Consider the following 26,483-nt stretch of genomic DNA (forward strand, 5'->3'; position numbering starts at 1 on the left):
TTATTTTTGTTAATTCACATTGACATAAATCTGGACAACGCTATGAAAGTAACAAATAACGATATCAAAAAAGATTCAAGTGTAAAAAAAGCGGTAGAAATTATTATTTCTACCGCTTTTTTATTTTTATCCCGACATCAAAGTTATTTAAGAGCCGGGAGATTATTTAGAATATTCAAATTTTTACTATTTGCCTCATTTCCCTTAGGAAATGCTGTAAAAAAGATACATTGACTTCCTGCCTTTTGCTTCCCTTTATTCACAGCGCCCGAACTGAAGCTATTCTGTCCCATATTAATTGCAATATTCACGTCAGTAATACCATTAAGCACAGCCTGTTCTTTTACATATTGAAGATATCCCTTCAATAAACCAATACTATAAAAATATTGCCTTTTAACTTCAATTCCCTTTGCATCCAACGTCTTTTCATTGTTTAATGCATAGGTTTTATCCAGAAGTGAAGCCGTTTCATTAGCTATGAGATAATTATTAATATTCTTATCTAAAATATCATTTTTATCTGCTGTCGCATCAGGAGGAATAATACTACCATGATTCATTGCCTCTACACAATTAGCTGCAGAAACAGTATCTGCAGGAGTTTTGTAAGACATTAGATACATAGTCTGATATCCTTTATAGTCATCTCTCTGATGAGCGTCCACTTTTTCGGAAGAAGGGTATTGCCCGATATTAACCCCAATTAATGCATCTTGCCCTGCTTTCTCTTCTACACTTGCAATAAACGCTTCCAAAATTTCTATTGGATAAATTACCTGTCTTGCATCTTCGGCTGACAATCCCCTAGCTGTTCGTCCCCCTAATAATACAGCGTAGTTATTAGTGAGATAAGTATCTCCCAGCGCCTGAGCTGTTTTACTATCAATTAATCGGTCCTTGTAATTTTGAGAAATTACTTTATCGCTTGATGCTTCACTTTCATTATCACTGTTGCATGATTGAAATAACATTCCAACCGATAAAAGTCCCAATATGGCAATGCTAAAAAGTTTTGTTTTCAAAATTATTTTTTTTTCTACAAGTAAATATATTCAATTATTAATAATTATAATATAATAAGCATTTATTTTAACATAAAAATAAAATCTAATTAAGATTCGAAACATCAATTTTTTCACCAAAAAATTGCCATTTTATAAAGAAAATCCATCTTCCCGTAAAATCACGGATAACAAATAGGAGAAATCCCTGTCATTTAACCTAAAATTTTTCCGAGATTTGCATTACTAACTAACACTGTGTTTAAAAAACTAACATTATGGAAACAAAACCTATTCTCGAAGGTGATGTGGAGACACTAAGTCTTCCAAACACCATGAGTAATGTCTTTATTCAGGAGCTGATTAATAATTACCGTAATAATCAACTGAAAGCAATTAATTCTACTCTTGAAATGACTGATGCAGATTCTATCTGGTTTGACTTGCCTAAATTGAAAAAATTCATTAACGATCTTGAAACAGAAGCTAAAAAAGTGAATCCCGCAACCAGTGAAAGTGATTTGGGTATTAGATTTTATTATGCTGCTTATCCTAAGATTGACAATTGGACAATTATGGAAAGTCATACTGTTCCAAAAGAGTACGCTGAACGACATACTTTAATAATGGTTCCCACTCTAAAAAAAGAAGACAAAAACGGAAAGATTTTACATTACGATTTCAATCCATCCAATTCCAATGGCCAGGTAATCGCTATGGCATTAAAATCTCGAAATACAACAGATCCTATTGAAGAAGAAGGCGGACTAGCACAAAACCACGGAAGCTTAATTCCTCCTGATTCTCCAATTGTTCAAAACTATTAAGTAAAAAATGGATTCATTGCGAAGTGTACTGGACTATTCATTATATTGTACAGAAGGTTTATCCGCTTTAGTTTCGATTTTTTTTCTAAAGTCATTAAAAAATCAATACTGGAAATACTTTTCAATATATTTGATAGCAATTTTTATATTTGAGTCTTTTGGCAGGTATGGAAATTTTTCCTTATTCTCAAAAATCAAATATTATAATTATTTTGTAATCCCCATGGAATTTTTGTTTTTCTATTGGTTATATGCTGCAAAATCATTCAACAATAGAAAACTATTCGGGATCCTTTCATTATTGTATCTGATTTCATTTATTCCCAGTGAACTGTATTTTAAGGAAAGTAAAATAATTTATTCATTTAATTATACTTTTGGGTGTTTACTTTTAATGATTTTAGTTATCATGGAGTACTATAAACAGGTGAATTCTGAAGATATAATCAATTTCAGTAATAATAAAATGTTTTATATAAACCTGGGAGTAACATTATTTTATATTGGAACACTTCCATTTTTTACATTTTATACACTTCTATATTATGACAACCGGGAAATCTGGAGTATTTATTGCAATTACTCACAGATTTCAGATATTATCATGTATTTATTATTTTCAGCTTCATTCATATGGGGAAAACGGAACTTTTAATAACCATTATTTTATTTAACGTATTCTTTGTATTATTCGTAGCTGCGCTAATGGTATACATTAGAAAATACAGACAGCGAAAAAAAGAGTATTTAAATGAAATTGAAATAAAAAATGAAATCCATCAGAAGGAGCTCTTGGCCACTCAGCTGGAGATCCAACAGGCTACTATGCAACAGATTGGCCGTGAACTTCATGACAACATAGGACAAAAACTCACATTAGTAAGCTTGTACACTCAGCAGCTTTTATACGAAAATAAAGTTCCTGAAGTCAATGAAAGAATAGAACAGGTATCACAGATCATCAACCAATCCCTTCAGGACCTTAGAAGTCTTTCGAAAACTTTAACTGATGATAATATCAATCAAAAGGAAATCGTAACCTTAATTCAGGAAGAAGTTGATAACACCAATGCTTTTAAAAAATGTAATGTAAGCTTCAAACATAATTTTAAACAACTCGACCTTGGATTTGTACATAAGAATGTACTTTTAAGAATCACCCAGGAATTTATTCAGAACAGTATAAAACACGCCCAGTGCAAAAATATTTTTATTAACCTCAATACTTCGAGTGAAGCACTTTGGGAACTGAATATTCAGGATGACGGTATCGGATTTGACAGGACTAACATAAGATCTAATGGCATTGGATTAACCAATATGAAAAACAGAGCGGAAATCATAGGAGCAGACTTCACTCTGGAAAGTTTAAAGAACAAAGGAACAACTGTTAATATTACACTAAAAAGACAGCCATGAAAAAAACAATTGTTATCGTTGACGACCACATCCTTATTGCGAAGGCATTGGAAGGTATTATTGACAACTTTAAAGATTTTGAAGTTATTTATGTCTGTGAAAACGGAAAAGATCTCATTCAGAAATTCGAAAATAACAATAAAATTCCTGATATTATCTTACTCGACATCAGCATGCCAATTATGGATGGTTTCGAAACCGTGCTGTGGCTCAAAGAAAACCATCCTGATATTAAAGTAATGGCCCTGAGCATGCAAGGGGATGACAAAAGCGTCATCAAAATGATCAAAAACGGAGCAAAAGGGTATTTATTAAAAAACACCCACCCTAAAGAACTGGAAACAGCTCTTGTAAAATTAAATACGGAAGGATTCTTTTATCCGGAATGGGCGTCACGCATTATATTTTCTAATCTGAACAATGAAACTGAATCCAAAGATACAGTGCGGATTTCTGAGCGTGAAAAAGAATTCCTGAAATATACAGTTACTGAACTAAGTTATAAAGAAATAGCTGATAAAATGTGCTGCAGTCCAAGAACTGTGGAAAGTTACAGAGACCAGCTTTGTGAAAAATTAGATTTGAAAACCCGTGTGGGACTCGCTGTTTTCGCCATGAAAAATGGATTCGACTAGTTTCTCGGATTGCTTACCGATTAAAAACCTTTTCCAATTTAAATTATAAAAAGTCCCTTTCTGAAATTCAGAAAGGGACTTTTTACACTGCAAATACTGGTAATAGAAGGACAAAACATTCGAAGAGGAGTAAATAATACCTTTCTACAATTTGTTTTTATTAATTATGCAATGAATATAAATTTTACTTACATAATTATAACTAAAATAAAGATTTAGATATGGAAATTATGAAAATGAATAAAAACACGAAAACACCGCCAGTAAAGTATAAAATCACCATAAAAGGAAATAAATTACTGAATTAAAAGTTATAAAAACCCATAAAATAATAGCAATTCACAAAAATGAGATTTTGCAAACTCACCCAAAATAATATAATTTCGTTTTTCCACAAATAAATTTATAGAAACTATGAAAAAACTATTATTTGGAATCCTGGCATTAGGATTCATGTCCGCTTGTAACAGCGACAATGTTTCAAATCAAGGTGAAGAGACTGCAAACAAATCTGCAACTGCTTCAGATTTAGCCAACAGAAGATCTTGTCCTTCAGAAGAAATCAGAAAGCAAACACTTCAGAACAATCCTGAGCTCAGACAAAAGTATGCAGCTATTGAAGCGAATACTGAAAGATTTGCAAACGCAATTAAAATGGGGAAAGTTCTTGCAGATGGTACTGTTGAAATCCCTGTGGTAGTAAATGTATTGTACAATACTTCTGCACAAAATGTTTCTGATGCCAGAATAGCAGAGCAAATTGCTGTTCTTAATGCTGACTACGGAGGCACGAACAGTGATGTAAATAAAATACCAACAGAATTTCAATCTGTAAAATCAGGGGATGTAAAAGTGAGATTCAGACTAGCAAATACCGTAAGAAAATCTACAACTAAAACAAGCTGGAGCACTAATGATGCCATGAAAAAAGCTTCTTCCGGAGGTATTGATGCTACCAATCCTACCAACTATTTCAACATCTGGGTAGTAGGCAGCATGGGACAAGTTCTTGGATATGCGACCTTCCCTGAATCAGCAGGATTATGGAATGATGGAGTGGTGATTGCAGCTCCTTATTTTGGAAAAACAGGAGCATCTTCTCCTTTCAATTTGGGAAGAACGGCTACTCATGAAGTGGGACACTATTTAAATCTTAGACATATCTGGGGTGATGCAAATTGCGGAAACGATCAGGTAGCGGATACACCTACACAAACAGGAGCTAATTATAACAAACCTACATATCCTGTATACAATACTTGTAGTGGGGTGTCAAGATCTATTATGTTTATGAACTATATGGACTATGTAGATGATGCTGCAATGTTTATGTTCTCTGCAGGGCAAAAAACAAGAATGCAGGCAGTTGTAAGTTCTTCTGGTCCTAGAGCAGGTTTAAGAGTATTATAAGTTTTCTTAATATGTTAAAAAAGCCTTTCTCAGTTTTGAGAAAGGTTTTTTTTTATATTTTTGGCAAATTTTAAAATTTAAAATAAAAAACACACAATGATGAATAAATTAGTATTAGCATTTTTTATGCTGCTTACCTTATGCCTATACAAGGCACAGGATACTCTTCAGCAAGAAAACAATCTCTCTCATTCTATTTCGGAACCTCCCGCACTTTCAGAGAAGGTACCTTTCTTAAAAAAAGAATGGGTCCAAAAATCAATTGCTCCAACATTATTATTTACCGCTTCAGCAGCTACCTGGGGTGAGCGTAAAAACATCCGTGACATAAGAAATCGATATCTGCCGGATTTTAAGGCTAGTTTTGATGATTACCTTCAATATGCCCCTGCTGCTACGGTGTACGGTTTGAAGTTAGCGGGAATTAAAGGACGTAATAATATTGGGAGAGCTACTTTATCTTATGCCACAAGTTTAGCTATTATGGGAATCATCGTCAATTCTGTAAAGTACACATCTAAAGTTGAACGTCCGGATGCATCAGCCAAAAACTCTTTTCCATCCGGGCACGCTGCAATGGCTTTTGCCAACGCCAGCTTTCTACACAAGGAGTATGGACTCGTAAATCCGGCTTACAGTATTGGAGGATATGGCGCGGCTACATTGACAGGACTTGGAAGAAACCTGAATAACAGACATTGGATGCCTGATATTCTTGCGGGTGCAGGAGTAGGGATTATTTCTACTGAATTAGGATATTTTTTCATTGATAAATTTTACAAGAATAAAGGAGATAATCTAAGCCTGCTTTCCAGGATAGAAAGTAACGGATACCCTTCTTTTCTGTCTATAAAAGTGGGATCAGCACTCGCCACCACAAACTTCCTGAAAGAATCTGAACTCGATAACAGAAAGCAGGTTGGCTTTGATGCAGGATTAGAAGGAGCCTATTTTTTTTCAAAAAAATGGGGAATTGGAGGAGATCTTAGCTTTAGTAGTTTCCCGATCAAACCTCAAAGACTTACTTTGGATGATGAGGAACACTATGAAAACTTTGATATCACGACTCAGTCATTAGGATTTCTCAATTTTGGTTTGGGTCCATATTTTTCTCATGAATTTGCAAAAAACTGGGAAGTCATGTTAAAAGCTACAGGTGGCTATTCGATACCTGCAAGCGGAAAAATTTTTGTTAAAAGTGAGCATATTAGCACTCCAGACAATCAATCGGAGCTGGCAACTTATAAACCATCAAAGGCTTTCAGGCTTAATTTAGGAAGTGCTATCACTTATAAATTCAATCCTGAACTCGGGATTACCGCCTACGCCGAATACAACCAGATTAAGTCCACGATGAATTACCACTTTAGCGACCTGGTGAAAGACGACGAAGAAATGAACGAAGTATTCAACACTTCTTTTGCTAAAGAAAAAGTTAGATATATAACGATTGGATTAAGATTAACAGCTTATTTCTAATAATCAAAAAGCCTTCAGAATACTGAAGGCTTTTTGATTATAAATTTTTAGAATTATTTTCAGGAGTATAATCCATAAAAATATCCCCATCCAGTTTGATCGATTTTACTTTATTTTTTACAGGAATCGTAAGAACTGCCTGTTTTTGATTTTTCTCCCATAATGAAGGTGTAAAATGAAGACTTTCAATTCCTCCGCCGTCATAAGTTATTACAGCATCAAAAGGAATTGCAAAACCTCCGACATTATCAATATTTATTGTAAGCAATCCGTTCTCCTGAGTTCCTTTTGTAATTTTGAGATCTATATAATTGTTTGTATAGAACCAATTATTCCAGAACCAGTTCAAATCTTTCCCTGATCCTGTATTCATAGAATTAAAATAATCCCAAGGAATTGGGTGTTTTCCATTCCAATTGTTCATATAATGGTGTAATGCTTTTTTAAACAGATCATCTCCAAGATAATCTTTTAAAGCCAGATAAGACAGAGATGCCTTTACATAAGAATTATTCCCATATCCTGCTCCACTTACCTGTGTACTCATGGTAATAATGGGCTGATCCTGTTCGGCAGAAGGATCATTGATCCATTTCTTTACCCTGAAATTTTTATAAAAATCCTTTGCTTTAGCTTCACCATTCTCATCAATTCCAATCAGGTATTCCAGGGTTGTTGCCCAACCCTCATCCATAAAAGCATATCGTGTTTCATTGATCCCCATATAAAAAGGGAAATAGGTATGAGCAATTTCATGATCTGCCGTTAATCTCGCATCCTCAAAATTATCAGGAATACTGTTATCATTAATCATCATAGGATATTCCATATCAGCATAACCCTGAACAGCAGTCATTACAGGATATGGATACTCCACGCCCGGCCAGTTTTTAGAATACCAATCAAGGTTATAACGCATCCAGTCTACATAATGTTCAAAATCTTTAGCACCTGCTTTGTATGCAGACTGCACACTTGCCCGTTTTGTTTTGAGCTGAACACTTGCCCCATCCCATACATAATGATTACTCAAGGCGAAACAAAAATCCGTGATATTAGCGGCTTTGAATTTCCAAGTATTCCACTTATTCTGCTTAGTTACCTTTCCTGATTTCATTTCCTCCTGGCTTGCAATATGAACAACCTGATCGCTCCTCAGAGATGTCTTGTATCTTTTTAAATAATTAGGCTGTAAAACAGCTTCGGGATTGAGAAATTCTCCCGTTGCCCAAACCACATAATTTTTGGGTGCAATGATTGCAAAATTATAATCATTAAAATCATTGTAGAATTCTTGCCTGTCCGAATGTGGCAGCATATCCCAGCCATTATAATCATCATACACTGAAATTCTTGGGAAAGAATAAGCAACATAAAATGTTTCAGGATCAATCTGTCCTTCTCTTTCACTTTTTACAGACAATGGATATTCCCACTCTATTTTAATTTCTGATTTTGATTTCGATTTAATAGTGGTTTGCAGCTTTACACTTGCAACAGTTCCCCAATCATCACTGTTTATGTTATATTTTTCCCCATTTACAATAAAGGATTTGATATGCAATCCTGAAGATAGAAAGTCTTTGGATACAAAGCCTGATCTCGGAGCCTGCGGCTTATGAAGGTTATTGACAAACCTTATGGCTAAAGAGTGTAAATCGCCGGGGCTATTGTTACTATAAGTAATCGTTTCTTTTCCGGAAACGATTTTTGTATTATCATCTACTTTTACTTCTACATTGTATATCCCTTTGTTCTGCCAGTAATTTTTACCCGGAGCCCCGGAAATATCACGCGTCCCATTTTCATATGCTTTTTTTACATTTCTTGGTATGTATAGTTCTTGTCCTGAAAAATAGTGTGCTGAAGCAACCATTAAACATCCAAAAAGCAATCTCTTCATATCTATTTTTTAAAAATAAGTCTCAAAATTAGGTAAAATGTAACAGAGAAATATAATTAATCACCGCACAGATGCTGATATTAGCAAATTTTAACGTATGTTTTTTACATCCACCCTTGTTTATCAGTTTTTTTGTTGTTCTGGCCCTATTAGCACATAAGCTAATCCAATCCCTGAGAGGAATTGGATTTGAAATTAATTTCCGAATAAAGAAGATTAGATTTATAATGAAAGCTCTGCAATAACCGGAAAATGATCCGAAGGATACAGCAGGTTTTCTCTTCTGTCATTAATATGCCTGTGAGATTTTATTTTCATTCCCTTTACAAAAATATAATCAATTCGGTCTTTAGGAATTTCATTGACATTAAATCCGGTGAATGTCCCTTTTGGACCATAGTGTTGGGTTTCAGAGTTATAAAAACTATCCTTCAGATTTTGGGAAATAATCTTTATAGGTTCACTGTTGTCTGTTAAATTGAAGTCTCCACTTAAAGTTAAAGGCAGATTTCCAGGATTCAATTCTTTTATTTTTTTAAGAATCAACTCCGCAGATTCCACTCTTGCAACATTTCCAACATGATCAAAATGAAGATTCATTGCTAAGAATTCTTTTTTAGATTTTCTATCTTTAAAAACGGCATACGTACATACCCTGTTGCATGCCGCATCCCAGCCTCTGGAAGGCTTATCCGGTGTTTCCGAAAGCCAGAATGTACCGGATTTCACCACCTGTAACCTTTCATTATCATAAAAAATAGCTGAAAATTCACCTTCTTCTTTTCCATCGTCCCTGCCCACACCGACATAATTATAATTTTGCAATCCTTTTTTAAGATCTTTCATCTGTTCTGGCAATGCTTCCTGAACCCCAAAATAATCCGGATGATAATACATTAATAAATCCTGTACATCGTGCTTTCGTTCTGTCCAAGCATTTTCCTTATCAGATTCTACCTGTAATCTGATATTGAAACTCATAACTTTAAGGTTTTGTGAAAACCCTATAACAAAAAACAAGACAAACACAATTGAAAATCTAAAAATCATAATCACCTATTTTAAATAATAATTAAACAAAAATAAGGCTTCTCTACCAGAGAGAAGCCTTAAAACCATGATTATATTGTTAATTTTCTGTATTCTTTTTTAAAACAGAATTATTATTCCTTCGTTAATTTAATTTCCTTTTCACCCTGAGTAATCGTCATTGTTTTCTTGTCTTTAGCAAATGTAAAAACAGACTGCCCGAAAAGAAACTTATTATCTCCGTTGTATTCAAGAGGAAATTGTGCATCTCCACCGGCCTGGCCGAAAAGCTGTCCGTTTTTTACTTTAAATGTCAGCTTTAATGGAATCTCTTTGCTTCCAAATGTCCCTGTAAAATCTTTAGGATCAATTTTATCAATTTTCTTGGTATCTGTTACAGAAGCAGAATTGTTTTTCGGATTGATATCGGGAATCTGAGAATTAGGATCCACCTTTACCTCTTCGATTTCCTTAGCAGATTCAATTTGAAAAGTCCATTCTTTATTACGTTTCCAAACCTCAACCGGAAGCTTTACAATTTGTGTTGTCCCGTCTTTAAATCTTACCTGAACTGTAGTTGGCATAGGTAATTGCCCCAGGTTTTCTACCGTAATCTGAGCTCCATTTTTAAAGTCACCACTTATATATTTTACACTTTTAACGGATTGATCAATTTTCCATTTATTAAAGAACCATCCTCGCCAAAACCAATTAAGCTCTTCACCCGAAACGTTCTCCATGGTATGGAAAAAGTCCCAGGGAGTAGGATGTTTGAAAGCCCAACGATCTATATATGTTTTAAATGCTTTATCAAATTTTTCAGGTCCAAGGATTGACTCTCTCAAAATGCCTAAGCCCATACCCGGTTTGAAATAAGCAAGAACTCCGATACTGTGTTCTTTCATATTATCCGGTCCTACCATAATCGGTTCAAAATTATCGCTCATCAGATAACTTCCTGTTTGTGCAATATTTTGTTTTTTGTAATACTCCCCTTTATTGAAGGCTTCAGTAGAAAGCTGATTAATGAATGTATTAAAACCTTCATCCATCCAGGCAAATAACCTTTCATTAGATCCCACAATCATCGGAAACCAGTTGTGTCCGAATTCATGATCCGTAACTCCCCAAAGATCATCTCCCTTGGAATCCATATGGCAAAACACAATACCCGGATACTCCATTCCACCTTCATTACCCGCAACGTTTGTAGCTGCAGGATAGGTATATTCATACCATTTCTGAGAATAATGTTCTATCGCAGCTTTCGTGTATTCGGTAGATCTTCCCCAGGCTTTTTCACCTCCACTTTCAGCCGGATACGCTGATATTGCCAAAGACTTCTTGCCACTCGGCAGATTAATTCTTGCCGCATCTAAAACAAATGCAGAAGATGATGCCCATGCAAAATCCCTGGCCTGTTCTATTTTAAACTTCCATGTTTTCGTTCCTGAAGATTGATTTTTACCTATCTCCGATTCAGGGCGGATCATTACTGTTTTATCACTATTTCTTGCCTGTTCCCAACGGTTATTTTCCTCCTTGCTATACACTTCTTTCCCATTAAGAAGTTCCCCTGAGGCAACAACATAATGATTAGCAGGAACGGTTATACTGGCATTGATATTTCCATATTCCAGATAAAACTCCGAAGCTCCCAGATATGGCAACGTATTCCATCCTAGAATGTCATCATACACACACATCCTCGGATACCATTGTGCAATCGTAAAAACTTTACCATTTTTAGTTTCCTGTACTCCCATCCTATCAGAACCATATTCAGGAGAAATAAATGAATAATCAATACTAATTTTCGCCACTCCTCCTTTTGCCTTCAAAGCTTTTGGTAAATCAATCTGCATTCTGGTGTCGGTAATCGTATATTTTACATCTTTACCATCAAGTTTTACCGATTTAATTTTGTAACCACCGTCCAATTTTTCTCCATGGGCTCCATTTCTACTTCCTGAAATAGGAACTACCGCATTACCACGGGAATCCTGATTAAACAAATTCTGATCGAGCTGAAGCCAAAGAAAACTCAGCTGATCCGGGCTGTTATTGGTATATTTTATTTCAGCAGTACCGGTTAACTCATTTTTAGTGTCATTTAAACTTATGTTAAGATTATAGTCTGCAGAATTTTGCCAATAAGCATGTCCCGGCTGTCCACTTGCAGAACGGGTTTCCGTGCCTGTTTGTGGATAGAAAAACGGCTTAAATGCCTCTACATAATCATATTTAGGTGTTTCCTGAGCAAAAGCAGATCCTGAAAACAGAAAAACCGCTATCGCAGAAACAAAGGTTGATACTTTACACTTCATTTTAAAAATTTATAAACTTACTTAATGGATAGGTAAAAAAAATCCCGGAATTGTTACAAATCCGGGATTTTTTAACTTATTTTGAATTAATTTGATTTTTTAGACTTGATCATTGCCTCTAAAGCATCCCACATTTCCTGAGGAATATCTTCCAACATATTAAACTCTCCTGCTCCTTGCAACCATTCACCACCATCTATAGTAACAACCTCTCCGTTCATATAAGCAGAATAATCCGAAACTAGGTAAGCTGCTAAATTAGCCAGCTCCTGATGCTCTCCGACTCTTCTCAACGGAACTTTTTTTCTCATATCGAATTTCTCCTGGAGATCTCCCGGCAATAATCGATCCCATGCTCCTTTTGTCGGGAAAGGTCCCGGAGCGATTGCATTAAAACGTATTCCATATTTTGCCCATTCTACCGCTAAAGACCGAGTCATTGCCAAAACTCCTGCTTTAGCACATGCGGAAGGAACGACATAAGCAGAACCTGTCCACGAATAAGTCGTTACAATATTTAAAACAGTTCCGGGAGTTTTGGAATTTATCCAATGTTTTCCCACGGAAAGTGTGCAGTTTTTTGTTCCCTTTAAAACAATATCTAAAATAGAATCAAATGCAGAATGTGTTAATCTTTCTGTAGGTGAAATAAAGTTCCCGGCAGCATTATTAAGCAAAATATCAATCCTTCCGAACTCCTTTAATGTAGCTTCCTTCATAGCTTCCACTTCATCCCAGTTTCTCACATCACAAGCCACACATAGCACTTTTCCTCCTGTTTCCTCTTCCAGTTCTTTGGCCGTTCCTTGTAATTTTTCGATATTCCTTGAAGTAATCACCACTTTAGCGCCCAATTGAAGAAAATATCTGGTCATTGCTTTTCCCAAGCCGCTTCCTCCTCCCGTTACAATAGCTACTTTATCTTTTAATGCGTCTTCACGCAACATTGGTTGTGTATACAGATTCATACGATTTAATTTTTCCTAAAAATAATAAATATTCAACGGATAAAGCTCAGAATAAGTTTATAAATAAATGTTATAAATAATTGTTCTTTGTTTTTTATTTAATTTTACCACTCTAAAATTTATGCATCCATGAAAATATCAGGAACTCCATTTCTTTTATTCTTCCTGTTTTTTAGCCTTAATTATAATGCTCAAAAATTTGAAAAACTAGTTCAATATGTAAATCCACTTATAGGTACTGAAAAAATGGGACACACCTATCCCGGAGCCACTGTTCCTTTTGGTTCCGTACAGCTCAGCCCTGAAACAGATACCATTTCATATGAACTTAATGGAAAATATAATGGAGAAGTCTATAAATACTGTGCTGGCTACCGCTATGAAGACAAAACCATCGTCGGTTTCAGCTCTACACACTTTAGTGGAACCGGGCATTCCGATTTAGGAGATTTTCTAATGATGCCTACTGTTGGAAAACTTCAGTTTAATCCGGGCACCGCTTCTCATCCGGAAAGTGGTTACAGAAGCAGGTTCTCTCATCAGAATGAAAAAGCAGAAGCCGGTTACTATAAAGTGAAACTGGATGATTCTAATATTTTGGCAGAGCTTACAGCTACTACAAGAGTGGGAGTTCAGCGGTACACGTTTCCAAAGTCTGATCAGGCCCACATTATTCTGGATCTGATGGCCGGAATTTATAATTACGAAGGAAAGAATGTCTGGACATATGTTAGGGTAGAAAATGATCATACCATTACCGGATACAGACAGACCAACGGTTGGGCAAGAACCAGAACAGTATACTTTGCGATACAGTTTTCAAAACCATTCAAATCATACGGCCAGAAAAATTATGATGGGAAGCAAGTGTATGGAGGATTCTGGAGAAAATTCGACCAGACTAAAAATTTCCCGGAAATAGCCGGAAAAAATCTGAAAATGAATTTTGATTTTGACACCTATGAAAATGAGGCCATTGAGGTAAAACTTGCTTTATCCCCGGTGAGCCAAAAGAATGCTCTTGATAATCTGGAGAAAGAAACAGGAAATTTATCTTTTGATCAGGTAAAAGCCCAAACACAGGAAAATTGGAATAAAGAGCTGAATAAAATCATCATTAAAGGTTCCGATACCGAAAAGACCAATTTCTATACCGCCATGTACCATACCTTTATTAATCCAACAATATATATGGATAGCAATGGAGAATACAAAGGTTTAGATCAGAATATTCATAAAGCAGATGGTTTTACAAATTACACTACATTTTCCCTCTGGGATACCTACCGAGCATTACATCCCTTATTTAATATTATTCAGCCTAAACGAAATAATGACATTGTAAGATCCATGATGGCCCATTATAAGCAGTTCTCATTGAAAATGCTCCCGATCTGGTCTCATTACGCCAATGAAAACTGGTGCATGAGTGGTTATCACAGTGTGAGTGTTGTTTCAGATGCTATCATCAAAGGTGTTTATACCGGTGATGCAAAAGAAGCGCTCTATGCCTGTGTTGCAACAGCAAATAAAAGGGATTATGAAGGAATTGGGCAATATATTGATTTAGGATATATTCCTGCTGAAAAAAGCGGGAATTCTGTGTCCAATACTCTGGAATACGCCTATGATGACTGGGCAATTGCTCAACTGGCAAAACATTTGGGAGAAACAGAAATTTACAATCAATTTATTACACGTTCTGAAAACTGGAAAAATAATTTTGATAAAAGTATTGGTTTCATGCGGCCCCGTTTAGCAGATGGAAGTTTCAAAAAGGATTTCGATATTCTGAGTACTCACGGACAGGGATTTATTGAAGGTAATTCGTGGAATTATAGCTTTTTCGTTCCACAAAACCCCGATGAACTTATTACCATAATGGGAGGAAAGAAAAAATTTGCATCCAAACTTGATGAATTGTTCACGATGCATTTATCCGATGAATTTTTTGCCGATACTGAAGACATTACGAGAGAAGGAATCATTGGAGGATATGTCCATGGTAATGAACCCGCTCATCATGTAGCTTACCTGTATAACTGGGCTGGGCAGCCATGGAAAACACAATCACAGATTCGCCATATTCTTGAAATGCAATATAAAGCTACTCCTGATGGATTAGGCGGAAATGATGATACAGGACAGATGAGTGCATGGTATATTTTAAGCTCACTCGGATTTTACCCGGTAGCTCCGGGTTCAGAAGATTATGCGATTGGAAGCCCGGCAGTTGATTACGCAGTACTTAATCTGGAAAATGGAAAAACGTTTGAAATTGAAGCAATTGATCAGAGTCCACAAAATGTATATGTTCAAAAGATTCTTTTAAATGGTAAAGAAATTAAAAACTTTACTTTAAAGCATTCCGATATTATAAAAGGTGGAAAACTCAGTTTTTATATGAGCGGCAAAGCAAAAAAATAATCAGTCTGCAGATTTACAAGATCCGTTTTTCGAAACAAAAATAAAAAAAGACTACAGTGAGTAGTCTTTTTCTTTATTATATACACAGCTGGGTTTTCAATCTTCCAACTTACTCCTCAACTTCAAAAAGTAATCGCTCACCAAATTTTTCGTCAGCAATTTTTCCATTATCGAATACAAGATTCCCATTGACAAATGTCTGGGTAATTTTAGAATGAAAATTCATACCTTCTAAAGGACTCCAACCACATTTATAAAGAATGTTTTCTTTATTTACTGTCCAGTTTTCATTTAAATCCACCAAAACCAAATCTGCTTTATATCCTTCTCTTATAAAACCTCTTTTCTCTATTCTGAAAAGAATTGCGGGATTATGGGACATCTTTTCAACGATTTTTTCCAGAGAAATTTTCCCATTCCTGAAATTTTCCAGCATTACATTTAATGAATGCTGAACCAACGGTGCTCCGGATGGACATTTTGTATAAACATTTTGTTTTTCTTCCCAGGTATGAGGAGCATGATCGGTAGCAATTACATCAATTCTACCATCTAAAAGAGCTTCCCAAAGTCCGTCTTTGTCCTTCTGAGTCTTTACTGCCGGATTCCATTTAATTAGACCTCCTCTTGTTTCATAATCATCGTTGGTAAATGTTAAATGGTGTACACAAACTTCCGCGGTGATCTTTTTATCTTTTAAAGGAATGTCATTTCTGAACAAGGCTGTCTCTATAGCTGTTGACAGATGGAAAACATGGAGTCTCGCTCCTGTTTTTTCTGCTAATTCGATGGCTTTGGAGGAAGATTTATAACAAGCTTCTTCACTTCTAATGAGATGATGAAACTTAACAGGAATATCTTCTCCATATTGTTCCATGTATTTCTGGGTATTTGCTCTTATCGTTGCTTCATCTTCACAGTGAACAGCAATCAGCATTTTTGTATTGCTGAAAATATTTTCAAGGGTTTCAGGATTGTCAACCAGCATATTTCCTGTAGAAGAACCTAAGAATAACTTGATTCCCGGAACATTTCTCGGATTGGTTTTAAGCACCTCTTCAAGATTATCATTAGTCCCTCCCATCATAAATCCGTAATTAGCGTATGCTTTTTGGGATCCTATTTCATATTTATCCACCAATAATTCCTGCGTTACAGCGTTAGGTACAGTATTCGGCTGATCAATAAAACTGGTAATCCCACCTGCAATTGCTGCTCTCGATTCACTTTCAATATCTCCTTTATGAGTTAACCCCGGCTCACGAAAATGCACCTGATCATCAATCACCCCGGGTAAAAGATATTTTCCGGAGCCGTCAATAATCTGATCTACTTCATCAGAAATATGGGGTTGTATTTTAGAAATTAAATCGTCTTCAATTAAAATATCGCTTTCAAAGATTTTTCCTTCATTTACGATAGTAGCATTTTTGATAAGGGTCCTCATTTACTTTTCTTTAGACTTTATATTCCTTACAAAATTAAGGTTTATGAATGAATTTTAATATCCCTGATAAAAAATCAATTTCTAAATATTTACATTTGCAAGAAATTTCGCATTTTGAAAAAACTTCTTAACGAAACTATTATCTATGGAATAGGGGCAATTATGCCGAGAGTGATTGTAGTATTGCTGAATTATTTATTCATTAAGCATATTAATGTTAATGATTTTGCCATCTTCACCAATCTGTATGCATTAATTTCTTTTGTTAATATTGTTCTTTCTTTCGGCTTCGAAACGGCTTACTTCAGATTTTCCTCCAACAAGAATGACGAGCAAAAAGTCTTTAATACCTCTTTTTGGTTTTTAGCCACTTTATCTCTTGTCTTCCTTATCGTGGTATTGCTTTTTAACCAGCCTATTGCCGATGTTTTTGGCTATTCAAAGACTCCTGAATTTATACGATGGTTTGCATGGATTGCTTTTTTTGACAATCTTCTTGTCATTCCTCTGGCATGGCTAAGGTTCCATAACAAACCAATAAAATATGCTTTTGTAAGGGTAATTCAGGCAGTATTTCAAAGTATTTTTGTAATTGCTTTATTTTTATACATTCCTGAAACGATTAGCTCCAAATTTGGGCTACAGGAAAAAGTAACTTATCCGTTTTATAGTAATTTAGTCGCAAGCTTTTTGGGATTTCTTCTGGTTTTTCCTATTATTCTGAAGCTTAAATTCCAATTCTCTAAAGGTCTTTTCCTTCAGATGATCAAATATTCCTGGCCGATAATGATTGCTGGTCTTGCATTTATGGTGAATGAAAATTTTGATAAATTTATTCAAAAATTCATTATTGATGACAGCTCAGCAGGAGCCTATGGGGGATGCTACAAGATGGCGGTACTCATGACGCTGTTTGTAACGGCATACAGAATGGGAATCGAACCATTTTTCTTCAAACAAATGCAAAATGAAAATGCAAAACTAACCTATGCGAAAGTAACTGAATATTTTTCTTTTTTTGCCTCCATCGTTGCATTGGGAATTATTGCGAATGTATCATGGATAAAGCTTCTTCTGGTTCCCAATAGTTCTTATTGGATCGCCATCAACATTATTCCTATTATTGTAATTGCCAACTTGTTTTTCGGAATATATTATAACCTTTCAACCTGGTATAAAGTAACAGACAGAACACGTGTAGGAACATATATTTCATGGACCGGAGCTATTCTTACCATTGTTTTGAATCTTGTGCTTTTACCAAAATATGGCTTTATGGTTTCGGCATGGGTAACGTTAGCTGCTTATTTTACCATGATGGTACTATCTTATTTCCTGGGCCAAAAATATTATCCTATCCCCTACCGAATGAAAAAAATCGCATTTTTCATATTACTTTTGGGAGTTTTCAGTTATATCATAGCGAATGTGTCCGACTATAACTTCTGGATCGGGAACCTATTGTTTTTGTTCTACACAGGAATTCTATTATATACTGAGAAAAATATGTTATTAGCAAGAATGAGAAAAAACTAAACTTTGGTCTCTATTTTGATGCTAATGATTTGAAAAATTAAACAAATATTTAAAATAATACACCCTTTCAATACTATGGCTTTATTTATGAAGACAGCCATCAGATTAAAAACGACTAAAAATACCCTAATATAACTTATGAAAATTATCGTTCCAATGGCTGGACGTGGTTCCAGATTACGTCCACATACACTAACCGTTCCAAAACCTTTGATTCCCATTGCCGGAAAACCAATTGTACAAAGGCTTGTAGAAGACATTGCTAAAGTTGCCGGTGAAGAAATTGAAGAAGTAGCCTTTATTATCGGAGATTTTGGCCCTGAAATTGAAAAATCCCTGATTCATATTGCAGAAAAACTAGGTGCAAAAGGAAGCATATATTATCAAAATGACCCTTTGGGAACGGCTCATGCCATTAAATGTGCGGAAGACTCTATGCAGGGCAATGTAGTTATCGCGTTTGCTGATACTCTTTTCCGTGCGGACTTCCAGCTTGATAAGAATTCAGATGGTGTTATCTGGGTGAAAAGTGTAGAAGATCCTTCTGCATTTGGTGTTGTGAAATTAGACAATTATGGTTTTATTACAGATTTTGTTGAGAAGCCAACAACCTTTGTGTCCGATCTTGCCATTATAGGTATTTATTACTTTAACAGTGCTGAGAAGTTAATGGATGAAATCAATTATATCATGGATAATGATATAAAAAATGGAGGAGAATATCAGTTAACAACTGCATTGGAAAACTTAAGAGCAAAAGGTGCCAAATTCACTTTAGGAAAAGTAAATGACTGGATGGATTGTGGAAACAAAAATGCTACGGTAGAAACCAATAGCAAAATTCTTGCTTACGAAAGAGAAGAGATGTCTCAATATCCATCTTCGGCCGTTATCGAAAACTCGCTGATTATCCAGCCTTGCTTTATCGGTGAAAATGTAAAGATTTCGAATTCTAAGGTAGGTCCCGGGGTTTCATTGGGTAACAATACTATTATTGTAAATTCTAATATTGAAAATTCATTGATCCAGGAAAACACAAGAATCAACCATGGAAACCTGTCTAATTCTATGATTGGTAATTCAGCACAGTATTTTGGAGTTGCCAGAGAAATTTCTTTGGGCGATTATTCTGTTTTAGATTTTCTATCTAAATAGTTATAAGAAAAGCAGCAATAAATAAGATATATTCAAACCACACAAAATGTTTTGTGTGGTTTGGCGTTAATATTGCAAAGTATTATTTTTAATCGAAAAGACAAATACATGAAAAATTGGATCCCATTAGTTTTATTACTTCTTATCTTGTCATCCTGTAAAACACGGAACGTTTCCAAAAGTGGCAACGGTGGAATTAAGGACAGCACAGTTGTGGAGAATAACAACAATCCAAAAGATGCAGGAGAACCGGTAAGGGATAAACTTACATTTTTCGAGCATGTAATAATCCCTCCTCAATTCGAACAGATTAAAATTAACAGCAAAGTTAACGTAGAAACGGGAAATTTCGTCCCTACCCTGGATGCAACGATCTATATTGAGAAAAATAAAAAAGTATGGATGAATTTATCTGTACTATTTATTAATGCTGCCAGAGGAATAGCTACTCCGGAAGGAGTAAAGGGATTTGACCGGACAAGTAAATCCTATATCGATTCTGACTTTGAATATCTGAACCATCTCTTAAATGTAAATTTCATCGATTATCAATCCCTGGAAAAAATACTTCTTGGACGAACTTTCGTAAAAGTTAACGATTCTCAGTTCATCCTTACAAAAAATGCGCAGGGTTATCAGTTGGTTTCTTCTGTGAATCAAAAGATTGTTACTGATGAAAAAACGAGAGAGTATAAAATCTCATTACAATATGATGATAATTATGATCTGCTGAACGTTCAGTTAAAGGATGTTTTATCTCCGGACCAATTAGAAATTTCTTATAGCAATTGGGCTGAATATAATGAAATTCGTCTACCAAAAAATGTTAAAATAATTATAAAAGGTTCAAAAACAAGCCAGATTTTATTAGAAAATACGAAATTTGATTTTTCGAAGATGGAAGTGGCCTATTCAGTCCCAGCCAATTATAAGAAAATTGAAATTAAATGATTAAAAAATTTAGCTTTTTAATAGGTATTTTATTGTTCGGATTGCACAATGGGCAACAAAATAAAGAACAATTGCAGAAGCAAAATGCTGAACTTAAAAAACAAATCACACAAATAAATTCAGATCTCGCTAAAACAAGAAACGAATCTAAACTCTCCATAGCTTATCTTAATAATATCAACAAAAAATTAACCCTAAGAGAAAAAGTTTACAACAACACTCAAAAGGAAAAAAGATTTATAGAAGATGATATTTATCTTCGTCAACTGGAGATCAACCGTCAAAATAAAGAATTGGCGGTACTTAGAAAAAATTACGCAGAAGTTTTAGTGAATGCTTATAAAAACAAGGGAGTACAAAACAAAGTAACCTTTATTCTTTCTGCTAAAAACCTGGGAGAAGCTATTCGTAGAGTTCAATATCTTAAAGAATATTCGGACTATCAGGATAAAAAAGCGGCTGAAATTACAGACGCTGCAAATCAGATCAAAAAAACAATTGCCCAAAGACAAAAATCGGTTGCAGATAAGCAACAACTTTTGATAGATCAACAAAAAGATCTGGCTACTATTAATGTGGAAAGAGCTCAGAAAGAGCAGCTTGTTGAGGATTTTAAGAAAAATGAATCGAAATTAACTGCTGAATTAAAACAAAAACAAGTTCAATCTAAAGCTCTTGAAGGGCAGATCAGAAGCATCATTGCAGAAGAAATCAGAATAGCAAAAGCGGAAGAAGAAGCCAGAAGAAAGGCTGAAGCTGAGAAAATCCGTTTAGCTAAAATTGCAGCGGAAAGAGAAAAAGCAAGAATAGAAGCTGAAAATAGAGCAAGAGCAGAAGCACTTGAAAGAGAAAGAAAATTAGCTGAAGCTGAAGCTAAAAGAGCCGAGGAGCTAGCCGCAAAAAGAGCTGAAGAGGAAAGAAAACGTACAGAAGAAGCAGCTAGAGCAGAGGCTAATGCAAGGGATGAAGCTCGGAAAATAGCCGCAGCAAAAGCTTCTTCGGAAGCCAATGCAAGGGCAAAAGAAGCAGCCAGCAAACTGGCAGCCGCAAAAGCAGCTGAGGCCGCATTAGAAAAGAGAAAAGACGACGAGAAAAAAGCAGCAGAATCCAAAGCGATGACGAATTTTGGAGTTTCTACTGCAGCAGGTAATAATTTTGCTGAAAACAGAGGAAAGCTAGGATTCCCTGTTGACAAAGGTCAGATTACCCACCGTTTCGGAAGACAACCACACCCTGTTTTTAAAAATATCACAGAAGAGAATAACGGAATTAAAATCTCCGTACCATCGGGTACACGGGCAAAATCAGTATTCCCGGGATCTGTATCTTCAGTTCTGGCTAACAGTGACGGAACCAAAACGGTAATGCTGAAACACGGAAATTATTTTACGATTTATTCAAATCTGGGAAGTGTCAATGTTTCTAAAGGCCAGCAGGTTTCCGCAGGCACCATTGTAGGTACTGTAGGACAAGACTTTGATGGGTCTTATACCCTTGATTTCCAAGTATGGAACGGAACTACACCTGTTGATCCATTAGGGTGGGTTTCTTATTAAAAAAAGACTAACTTTGTAAAAAATTTAGAAATGGAAACATTAACAATACTTGCCTTATCATGGCAGCATATCCTTATCGTAGCAATTCTGCTTGTTTTACTTTTTGGAGGTAAAAAAATTCCGGAATTAATGAGAGGTGTTGGATCAGGGATCAAAGAATTCAAAGACGCAGTAAAGGAAGAAGATAAAAATCCTACTGAAAATAAAAATTCTTCGACGAACAATCCTTCAAGCAACTAAAATTCTTCAGAATTAATGAATTTCACTGAGACTGCATGGAAAGTCTTCAATCAATCTATTGAAGACTACCACGTATTTGATGACGTTAACCATCTAATTAATAATCCTTTCGAAAAAGACAGTTTGGAACGAATTTTGTACGCAAAGAACTGGATTGATACCGTTCAATGGCATTTGGAAGATATTATAAGAGATGAGAACATAGATCCGGTTGAAGCTCTTCAATTAAAGAGAACAATAGACGCCTCTAATCAGAAAAGAACTGATCTGGTGGAATTTATTGACAGCTGGTTTCTTGATAAATTTAAAAATACAACTCCTAAACCTCATGCAAAGATAAACACAGAAACACCCGCTTGGGCTGTAGACAGATTATCAATACTTGCGTTAAAGGTTTATCATATGTCATTAGAAGCAAACAGAGAATCTGCTTCAGAAGAACATCGATTAAATTGCCAGGCAAAATTAGATGTACTTCTCATACAGAAAGAGGATCTGTCGACTTCTATTAATCAGTTGCTTACTGATATTGAAAACGGTGATGTTAAGATGAAAGTATACAAACAAATGAAAATGTATAATGATGAAAGTCTTAACCCAATCCTTTATCAAAAGGGGCAACAAAAATGAAAAGATTATTTTTTTTTGGAATACTGTTTATACTAACTTCTTCTTGCGCATCGGAAAAATTAAATTTTTCTCCGTTGTCTAATAATTTTTATAGTGAAGCAAAAGGTTCAGATTCTGATAGAGGACTAAAAAAAAGCATAGACATCAATATCAAAGAAAATGTAAATGCTTCTGAAATATCCAATTTAATTTCCACCTTTCCTAAATTCAAAACTATTAGTATAAATGAAGAGGTTCTGTCGCTAAAATACAGCCTACAGAATTATTTGTATGCAATTGATGCCAACAATATTTCAGGAAAGAACAGAGCCATTAAAAGTTTTGAAAAATCTTATAAAAAAATTCAGAAACTCAGACAGGATCTTCCAAAAGATGATGATGAAATCCTAAACAGATATTTGGTAAGGTTAAAAACCAATATTTCTGTTATAGAGGATTCTCTTAAAGGAAATTAAAAACTAGTTCAACGACCTTATTATTAATGATTAAAATTCAAGCGGAAGCAAACGTTCCAACGGAACACGGAACTTTCCGAATGATCGCTTTCTCTGAAAACGAAAATGACTGGATGCCTCATATGGCTATTATCGCTGAAAATACAGATTTTTCAAAACCAGTTAATGTACGTTTCCACTCAGAATGTATTACCGGTGAAGTTTTCCATTCAAAAAAATGTGAATGTGGGCAGCAATTAGATGCAGCCATGAAATATATCCATGAAAATGGAGGAGTTATTGTTTACCTTCGTCAGGAAGGAAGAAACATTGGAATAATAAATAAGTTAAAGGCTTATTCTTTACAGGAAAAAGGATTTGATACAGTAGAAGCTAATCTACAGCTTGGTCTCCCAGCAGATGACAGAAACTTCAATGTAGCCATTGAAATTTTAAATGTGCTGGAAATAAAAGACATCAATCTTTTGACCAATAACCCTGAAAAAGTAAAATATGTTACGGAAAGTAACATCCACCTTAATTCGAGGGTTCCTTTGCAAATACCCGCGAATGATATCAGCAGAGGTTATTTAAAAACAAAGAAAGATTATTTTGGTCATCTTCTGGATGACAATGATAATTAAAAATAAACAAAGGGCTCCGGAATAAATTCCGGAGCCCTTTTTAATTATAAAAAAACTGAAAAGATATATCTTAATTCTTAGTCTTTATTTTAGACTCGTCAATATTATAATATTTAATTACACTGTAATAATCATTATAATCTACAGGAGCAGCTGCAGTCTTGGAATTTTTCCCACCTGTATTAGCAGGTAAGATTACCACTCTAAATCTTTTGTTCGTATAGTACGTTGGATTAGCCGTTAGATTCAAGCTTGAGTTAACATTAATTCCTATATCAAATTTGCTAAAATCAAATGAATAATCAACAGCAACGTTGTTATTAGTAAAGAATGTATAAGGAAGTAATCTCCAGATTGGAGCATTGTTATTGGTAAGACCCGTTTGCAAGTAAATAAGCACAACATCAGATTGTACTAACTCATTTGTAAATGCGTCTGAATACTGATATAAATTATCATTGGTTTTCGTAAAAGTTGGGGTAATGTCAAAAGCAGTCCCTATTGTATCATGATCCACAAAATTATTATCATCGTCTTTATTATCACAGCTGAATATAAATAAGCTGACAAAAGCTAATAGTAGGATTGGAAGAAATTTTTTCATTTTTATAAAAGTTTTAATATTATTTATAAAGCACATCCAAAACATATACCAAAAAACTTAAAAACATCCATTCTGATGATTTTTTTAATCGTATTTTTGTTCTTATTCAAAAGTTATGAACAAAATAGTTTGCACTTCTCTATTCATATTCTTATCTATCAGTTCAAAAATCGCTGCCCAGTATATACCAAAGGGCATTTCACAGTCTGATGTAAGTAAAGCAAACCAGTGGGTTAATCAAACATACAAATCGCTTTCCCAGGATGAAAAATTAGGACAGCTTTTCATTGTTGCTCTTTATACCAACAAAGGCGAGGATTATATCAACCAGGTAAGAAATATTGTCACCCTTGATAAGATCGGTGGATTGATTCTGATGCAGGATGATGCAGCAAGAGAAATATCTCTGGTAAATGAGTTTCAGCAAAAATCTAAAGTTCCGTTGATGATCGGAATGGATGCTGAATGGGGATTATATCAGAGAATCGCAGCGGCTCACAAATTTCCATGGGCAATGACTTTAGGAGCCATACAGGATAAAAATCTTATTTACCAGATGTCCTCTAAAATTGCCGAAGACTGTAAGAGGATGGGAATCAATTGGGATTTTGCCCCGGTAGTCGATGTGAATACAAATCCTAATAATCCAATCATTGGAAACAGAAGCTTTGGTTCAGAGGTAGATAATGTCATCAGCTCTGCAATAGCATACTCTAATGGATTACAGGACAACAACATACTAGCAGCCATTAAGCATTTTCCTGGTCATGGTGACACCAGTACAGATTCACATCTGGATCTTCCTGTAGTTCCTCACCAACTCGAGAGGCTGAATGCTGTTGAATTGGCACCTTTTAAAGCTCTTATGACTAAAGGTATCGGTGGAGTAATGGTAGCTCACTTATATGTGCCAACGTTAGAATCGGGAAAAGGAATTCCTGCTTCGGTTTCCAAAAATATTATCACCGGACTTTTAAAAGAGAAGTTAGGGTATAAAGGCCTCATTATTACGGACGCACTCAATATGGGTGCAGTAGCCAATAAATATAAGCCCGGGGAATTAGATGCATTAGCCTTTAAAGCAGGTAATGATATTATGCTTTTCTCGCAGGGAGTGTCTGAAGGAAAAAAATTAATTCAGAAGGCTATTGATAATGGAGAAGTTCCACAATCAAGAGTTGAAGAAAGTGTAAAAAAAATATTACTGACCAAATATTATTTAGGGCTGGATAAATACAATACCAAAAATCCTGAAAACATTAATAACGACCTGAATAACGATTCACACAAACTTTTGATTCAGAATCTTTATTCTAATGCACTTACCCTATTAAAAGATGAGCAAAAGTTACTTCCCATTACCGGAAAACAAGTGTATTATGTTCCTTTAGAGGAAGCACCTTATCAGACGTTTGCCAATCAGCTAGGTTCAAATATCATTCTTAAAAAAGCTGACGAAATCAGTACAATTCCAGCTAATTCTATAGTTATTGCAGGACTTCATAAGGATAATGCAACAGCATATAAACCATATAAAATTTCCGGAGAATCTAAAAAGATTCTTGCTGATTTAACTAAAAATCAAAAAGTTATTTTAAATGTATTTGGAAGTGCTTATGCTTTAAAAGATATCGATATTTCAAAAATTTCCACGGTTCTTGTTTCTTATGAAAACAATGATGATTCCATGATTGCAACAGCTAATGCGCTATTGGGAAAGACAAAGGTCCAGGGAAGACTTCCGGTACTTGTTAATGATCAACTAAAAGCAGGAATGGGACTCGATTTGAATCCTGCAACTGCTTCTGAAACAAAAGTGAATTCAACTATATTTACAACATCAAAACAATAATATTCC

Annotated in this window: 22 protein-coding genes; 15 read left to right on the forward strand and 7 right to left on the reverse strand. The window is 35.1% G+C overall.

Annotation, left to right across the window (positions count from 1 at the left end; translation table 11 throughout):
• Positions 1-143 precede the first annotated feature (143 nt).
• A complete protein-coding gene (locus tag AAEU33_RS02195) occupies positions 144-1,025 on the reverse strand; it encodes a hypothetical protein (RefSeq protein WP_345990791.1) in 882 nt (293 codons plus the stop codon).
• A gap of 257 nt (positions 1,026-1,282) precedes the next feature.
• Between AAEU33_RS02195 and AAEU33_RS02200 the strand changes: the two genes are divergently transcribed.
• The 5 genes from AAEU33_RS02200 to AAEU33_RS02220 all read left to right on the forward strand — a co-directional run bounded on the left by AAEU33_RS02200 (position 1,283) and on the right by AAEU33_RS02220 (position 6,774).
• Positions 1,283-1,831: a hypothetical protein gene (locus AAEU33_RS02200; protein WP_172284309.1), complete on the forward strand. Its 549-nt coding sequence runs from the start codon at positions 1,283-1,285 to the stop codon at positions 1,829-1,831.
• Between the two features lie 633 nt (positions 1,832-2,464).
• Positions 2,465-3,250 (forward strand): ATP-binding protein, encoded by a 786-nt coding sequence (locus AAEU33_RS02205; protein ID WP_345990793.1) that lies wholly within the window; start codon positions 2,465-2,467, stop codon positions 3,248-3,250.
• Positions 3,247-3,885 carry a response regulator transcription factor gene (locus AAEU33_RS02210; RefSeq protein WP_172284311.1) on the forward strand — a complete coding sequence of 213 codons (639 nt, stop codon included), beginning with the start codon at positions 3,247-3,249 and terminating at the stop codon, positions 3,883-3,885. Before AAEU33_RS02205 ends, AAEU33_RS02210 begins: the two co-directional genes overlap by 4 nt.
• A 414-nt stretch (positions 3,886-4,299) precedes the next feature.
• Entirely contained in the window at positions 4,300-5,295 is a 996-nt protein-coding gene (locus tag AAEU33_RS02215; protein ID WP_172284312.1) for a zinc metalloprotease, read from the forward strand.
• 96 nt (positions 5,296-5,391) lie between these two features.
• Positions 5,392-6,774, forward strand: coding sequence for a phosphatase PAP2 family protein (locus tag AAEU33_RS02220; RefSeq protein ID WP_345990796.1), 1,383 nt, complete (start codon positions 5,392-5,394; stop codon positions 6,772-6,774).
• A 37-nt stretch (positions 6,775-6,811) separates the two neighbouring features.
• Here AAEU33_RS02220 and AAEU33_RS02225 read toward each other — a convergent pair whose 3' ends face one another.
• From AAEU33_RS02225 to AAEU33_RS02240, 4 genes are all read right to left on the reverse strand, one after another.
• On the reverse strand, positions 6,812-8,677 hold the full coding sequence (locus AAEU33_RS02225; RefSeq protein ID WP_345990798.1) for a M1 family metallopeptidase: 1,866 nt from the start codon (positions 8,675-8,677) through the stop codon (positions 6,812-6,814).
• A gap of 222 nt (positions 8,678-8,899) precedes the next feature.
• Positions 8,900-9,727: an endonuclease/exonuclease/phosphatase family protein gene (locus AAEU33_RS02230; RefSeq protein WP_345990799.1), complete on the reverse strand. Its 828-nt coding sequence runs from the start codon at positions 9,725-9,727 to the stop codon at positions 8,900-8,902.
• A 113-nt stretch (positions 9,728-9,840) separates the two neighbouring features.
• A complete protein-coding gene (locus AAEU33_RS02235) occupies positions 9,841-12,033 on the reverse strand; it encodes a M1 family metallopeptidase (protein WP_345990801.1) in 2,193 nt (730 codons plus the stop codon).
• 86 nt (positions 12,034-12,119) lie between these two features.
• Positions 12,120-13,001: an SDR family oxidoreductase gene (locus tag AAEU33_RS02240; protein ID WP_345990803.1), complete on the reverse strand. Its 882-nt coding sequence runs from the start codon at positions 12,999-13,001 to the stop codon at positions 12,120-12,122.
• A gap of 129 nt (positions 13,002-13,130) precedes the next feature.
• Here AAEU33_RS02240 and AAEU33_RS02245 point away from each other — a divergent pair, with 129 nt between their 5' ends.
• Positions 13,131-15,428 carry a GH92 family glycosyl hydrolase gene (locus AAEU33_RS02245; RefSeq protein ID WP_345990804.1) on the forward strand — a complete coding sequence of 766 codons (2,298 nt, stop codon included), beginning with the start codon at positions 13,131-13,133 and terminating at the stop codon, positions 15,426-15,428.
• 109 nt (positions 15,429-15,537) lie between these two features.
• Here AAEU33_RS02245 and AAEU33_RS02250 read toward each other — a convergent pair whose 3' ends face one another.
• A complete protein-coding gene (locus tag AAEU33_RS02250) occupies positions 15,538-16,875 on the reverse strand; it encodes a dihydroorotase (RefSeq protein WP_345990806.1) in 1,338 nt (445 codons plus the stop codon).
• A gap of 114 nt (positions 16,876-16,989) precedes the next feature.
• On the opposite strand from AAEU33_RS02250, the gene AAEU33_RS02255 reads away from it, so the two are divergent.
• From AAEU33_RS02255 to ribA, 8 genes are all read left to right on the forward strand, one after another.
• Positions 16,990-18,411, forward strand: coding sequence for an oligosaccharide flippase family protein (locus tag AAEU33_RS02255; protein ID WP_345990807.1), 1,422 nt, complete (start codon positions 16,990-16,992; stop codon positions 18,409-18,411).
• A gap of 138 nt (positions 18,412-18,549) precedes the next feature.
• Positions 18,550-19,566 (forward strand): sugar phosphate nucleotidyltransferase, encoded by a 1,017-nt coding sequence (locus AAEU33_RS02260; RefSeq protein WP_172284320.1) that lies wholly within the window; start codon positions 18,550-18,552, stop codon positions 19,564-19,566.
• A 108-nt stretch (positions 19,567-19,674) separates the two neighbouring features.
• Complete coding sequence (locus AAEU33_RS02265) at positions 19,675-20,517, forward strand: DUF4292 domain-containing protein (RefSeq protein WP_345990810.1); 843 nt, start codon at positions 19,675-19,677, stop codon at positions 20,515-20,517.
• A complete protein-coding gene (locus AAEU33_RS02270) occupies positions 20,514-22,073 on the forward strand; it encodes a peptidoglycan DD-metalloendopeptidase family protein (RefSeq protein ID WP_345990812.1) in 1,560 nt (519 codons plus the stop codon). The genes AAEU33_RS02265 and AAEU33_RS02270 overlap by 4 nt, the downstream gene beginning before the upstream one ends.
• Positions 22,074-22,103: 30 nt before the next feature.
• On the forward strand, positions 22,104-22,313 hold the full coding sequence (locus tag AAEU33_RS02275) for a twin-arginine translocase TatA/TatE family subunit (RefSeq protein WP_172284324.1): 210 nt from the start codon (positions 22,104-22,106) through the stop codon (positions 22,311-22,313).
• Positions 22,314-22,328: 15 nt separating this feature from the next.
• The gene (locus AAEU33_RS02280; protein WP_172284326.1) at positions 22,329-22,943 is read left to right on the forward strand and encodes a DUF4254 domain-containing protein; all 615 of its coding nucleotides are present in this window, start codon (positions 22,329-22,331) and stop codon (positions 22,941-22,943) included.
• Positions 22,940-23,398, forward strand: a complete 459-nt coding sequence (locus tag AAEU33_RS02285; protein ID WP_172284328.1) for a hypothetical protein — start codon at positions 22,940-22,942, stop codon at positions 23,396-23,398. The genes AAEU33_RS02280 and AAEU33_RS02285 overlap by 4 nt, the downstream gene beginning before the upstream one ends.
• A 26-nt stretch (positions 23,399-23,424) precedes the next feature.
• Positions 23,425-24,021, forward strand: a complete 597-nt coding sequence (gene ribA / locus AAEU33_RS02290; RefSeq protein WP_273650609.1) for a GTP cyclohydrolase II — start codon at positions 23,425-23,427, stop codon at positions 24,019-24,021.
• Positions 24,022-24,091: 70 nt separating this feature from the next.
• Here ribA and AAEU33_RS02295 read toward each other — a convergent pair whose 3' ends face one another.
• A complete protein-coding gene (locus AAEU33_RS02295) occupies positions 24,092-24,625 on the reverse strand; it encodes a hypothetical protein (RefSeq protein ID WP_172284331.1) in 534 nt (177 codons plus the stop codon).
• A gap of 115 nt (positions 24,626-24,740) precedes the next feature.
• Here AAEU33_RS02295 and AAEU33_RS02300 point away from each other — a divergent pair, with 115 nt between their 5' ends.
• Positions 24,741-26,477 (forward strand): glycoside hydrolase family 3 N-terminal domain-containing protein, encoded by a 1,737-nt coding sequence (locus AAEU33_RS02300; protein WP_345990816.1) that lies wholly within the window; start codon positions 24,741-24,743, stop codon positions 26,475-26,477.
• Positions 26,478-26,483 lie beyond the last annotated feature (6 nt).

The organism is Chryseobacterium sp. Chry.R1 (genome assembly GCF_039645525.1).
Taxonomy (GTDB): Bacteria; Bacteroidota; Bacteroidia; order Flavobacteriales; family Weeksellaceae; genus Chryseobacterium; species Chryseobacterium proteolyticum.

Excerpts from the sequence above, each read along its gene's own strand:
- AAEU33_RS02200 (WP_172284309.1), top strand. The coding sequence starts at position 1,283 with ATGGAAACAAAACCTATTCTCGAAGGTGATGTGGAGACACTAAGTCTT.
- AAEU33_RS02205 (WP_345990793.1), top strand. The coding sequence starts at position 2,465 with ATGGGGAAAACGGAACTTTTAATAACCATTATTTTATTTAACGTATTC.
- AAEU33_RS02210 (WP_172284311.1), top strand. The coding sequence starts at position 3,247 with ATGAAAAAAACAATTGTTATCGTTGACGACCACATCCTTATTGCGAAG.
- AAEU33_RS02215 (WP_172284312.1), top strand. The coding sequence starts at position 4,300 with ATGAAAAAACTATTATTTGGAATCCTGGCATTAGGATTCATGTCCGCT.
- AAEU33_RS02220 (WP_345990796.1), top strand. The coding sequence starts at position 5,392 with ATGATGAATAAATTAGTATTAGCATTTTTTATGCTGCTTACCTTATGC.
- AAEU33_RS02225 (WP_345990798.1), bottom strand. The coding sequence starts at position 8,677 with ATGAAGAGATTGCTTTTTGGATGTTTAATGGTTGCTTCAGCACACTAT.
- AAEU33_RS02230 (WP_345990799.1), bottom strand. The coding sequence starts at position 9,727 with ATGATTTTTAGATTTTCAATTGTGTTTGTCTTGTTTTTTGTTATAGGG.
- AAEU33_RS02235 (WP_345990801.1), bottom strand. The coding sequence starts at position 12,033 with ATGAAGTGTAAAGTATCAACCTTTGTTTCTGCGATAGCGGTTTTTCTG.
- AAEU33_RS02240 (WP_345990803.1), bottom strand. The coding sequence starts at position 13,001 with ATGAATCTGTATACACAACCAATGTTGCGTGAAGACGCATTAAAAGAT.
- AAEU33_RS02245 (WP_345990804.1), top strand. The coding sequence starts at position 13,131 with ATGAAAATATCAGGAACTCCATTTCTTTTATTCTTCCTGTTTTTTAGC.
- AAEU33_RS02250 (WP_345990806.1), bottom strand. The coding sequence starts at position 16,875 with ATGAGGACCCTTATCAAAAATGCTACTATCGTAAATGAAGGAAAAATC.
- AAEU33_RS02260 (WP_172284320.1), top strand. The coding sequence starts at position 18,550 with ATGAAAATTATCGTTCCAATGGCTGGACGTGGTTCCAGATTACGTCCA.
- AAEU33_RS02265 (WP_345990810.1), top strand. The coding sequence starts at position 19,675 with ATGAAAAATTGGATCCCATTAGTTTTATTACTTCTTATCTTGTCATCC.
- AAEU33_RS02270 (WP_345990812.1), top strand. The coding sequence starts at position 20,514 with ATGATTAAAAAATTTAGCTTTTTAATAGGTATTTTATTGTTCGGATTG.
- AAEU33_RS02275 (WP_172284324.1), top strand. The coding sequence starts at position 22,104 with ATGGAAACATTAACAATACTTGCCTTATCATGGCAGCATATCCTTATC.
- AAEU33_RS02280 (WP_172284326.1), top strand. The coding sequence starts at position 22,329 with ATGAATTTCACTGAGACTGCATGGAAAGTCTTCAATCAATCTATTGAA.
- AAEU33_RS02285 (WP_172284328.1), top strand. The coding sequence starts at position 22,940 with ATGAAAAGATTATTTTTTTTTGGAATACTGTTTATACTAACTTCTTCT.
- ribA (WP_273650609.1), top strand. The coding sequence starts at position 23,425 with ATGATTAAAATTCAAGCGGAAGCAAACGTTCCAACGGAACACGGAACT.
- AAEU33_RS02295 (WP_172284331.1), bottom strand. The coding sequence starts at position 24,625 with ATGAAAAAATTTCTTCCAATCCTACTATTAGCTTTTGTCAGCTTATTT.
- AAEU33_RS02300 (WP_345990816.1), top strand. The coding sequence starts at position 24,741 with ATGAACAAAATAGTTTGCACTTCTCTATTCATATTCTTATCTATCAGT.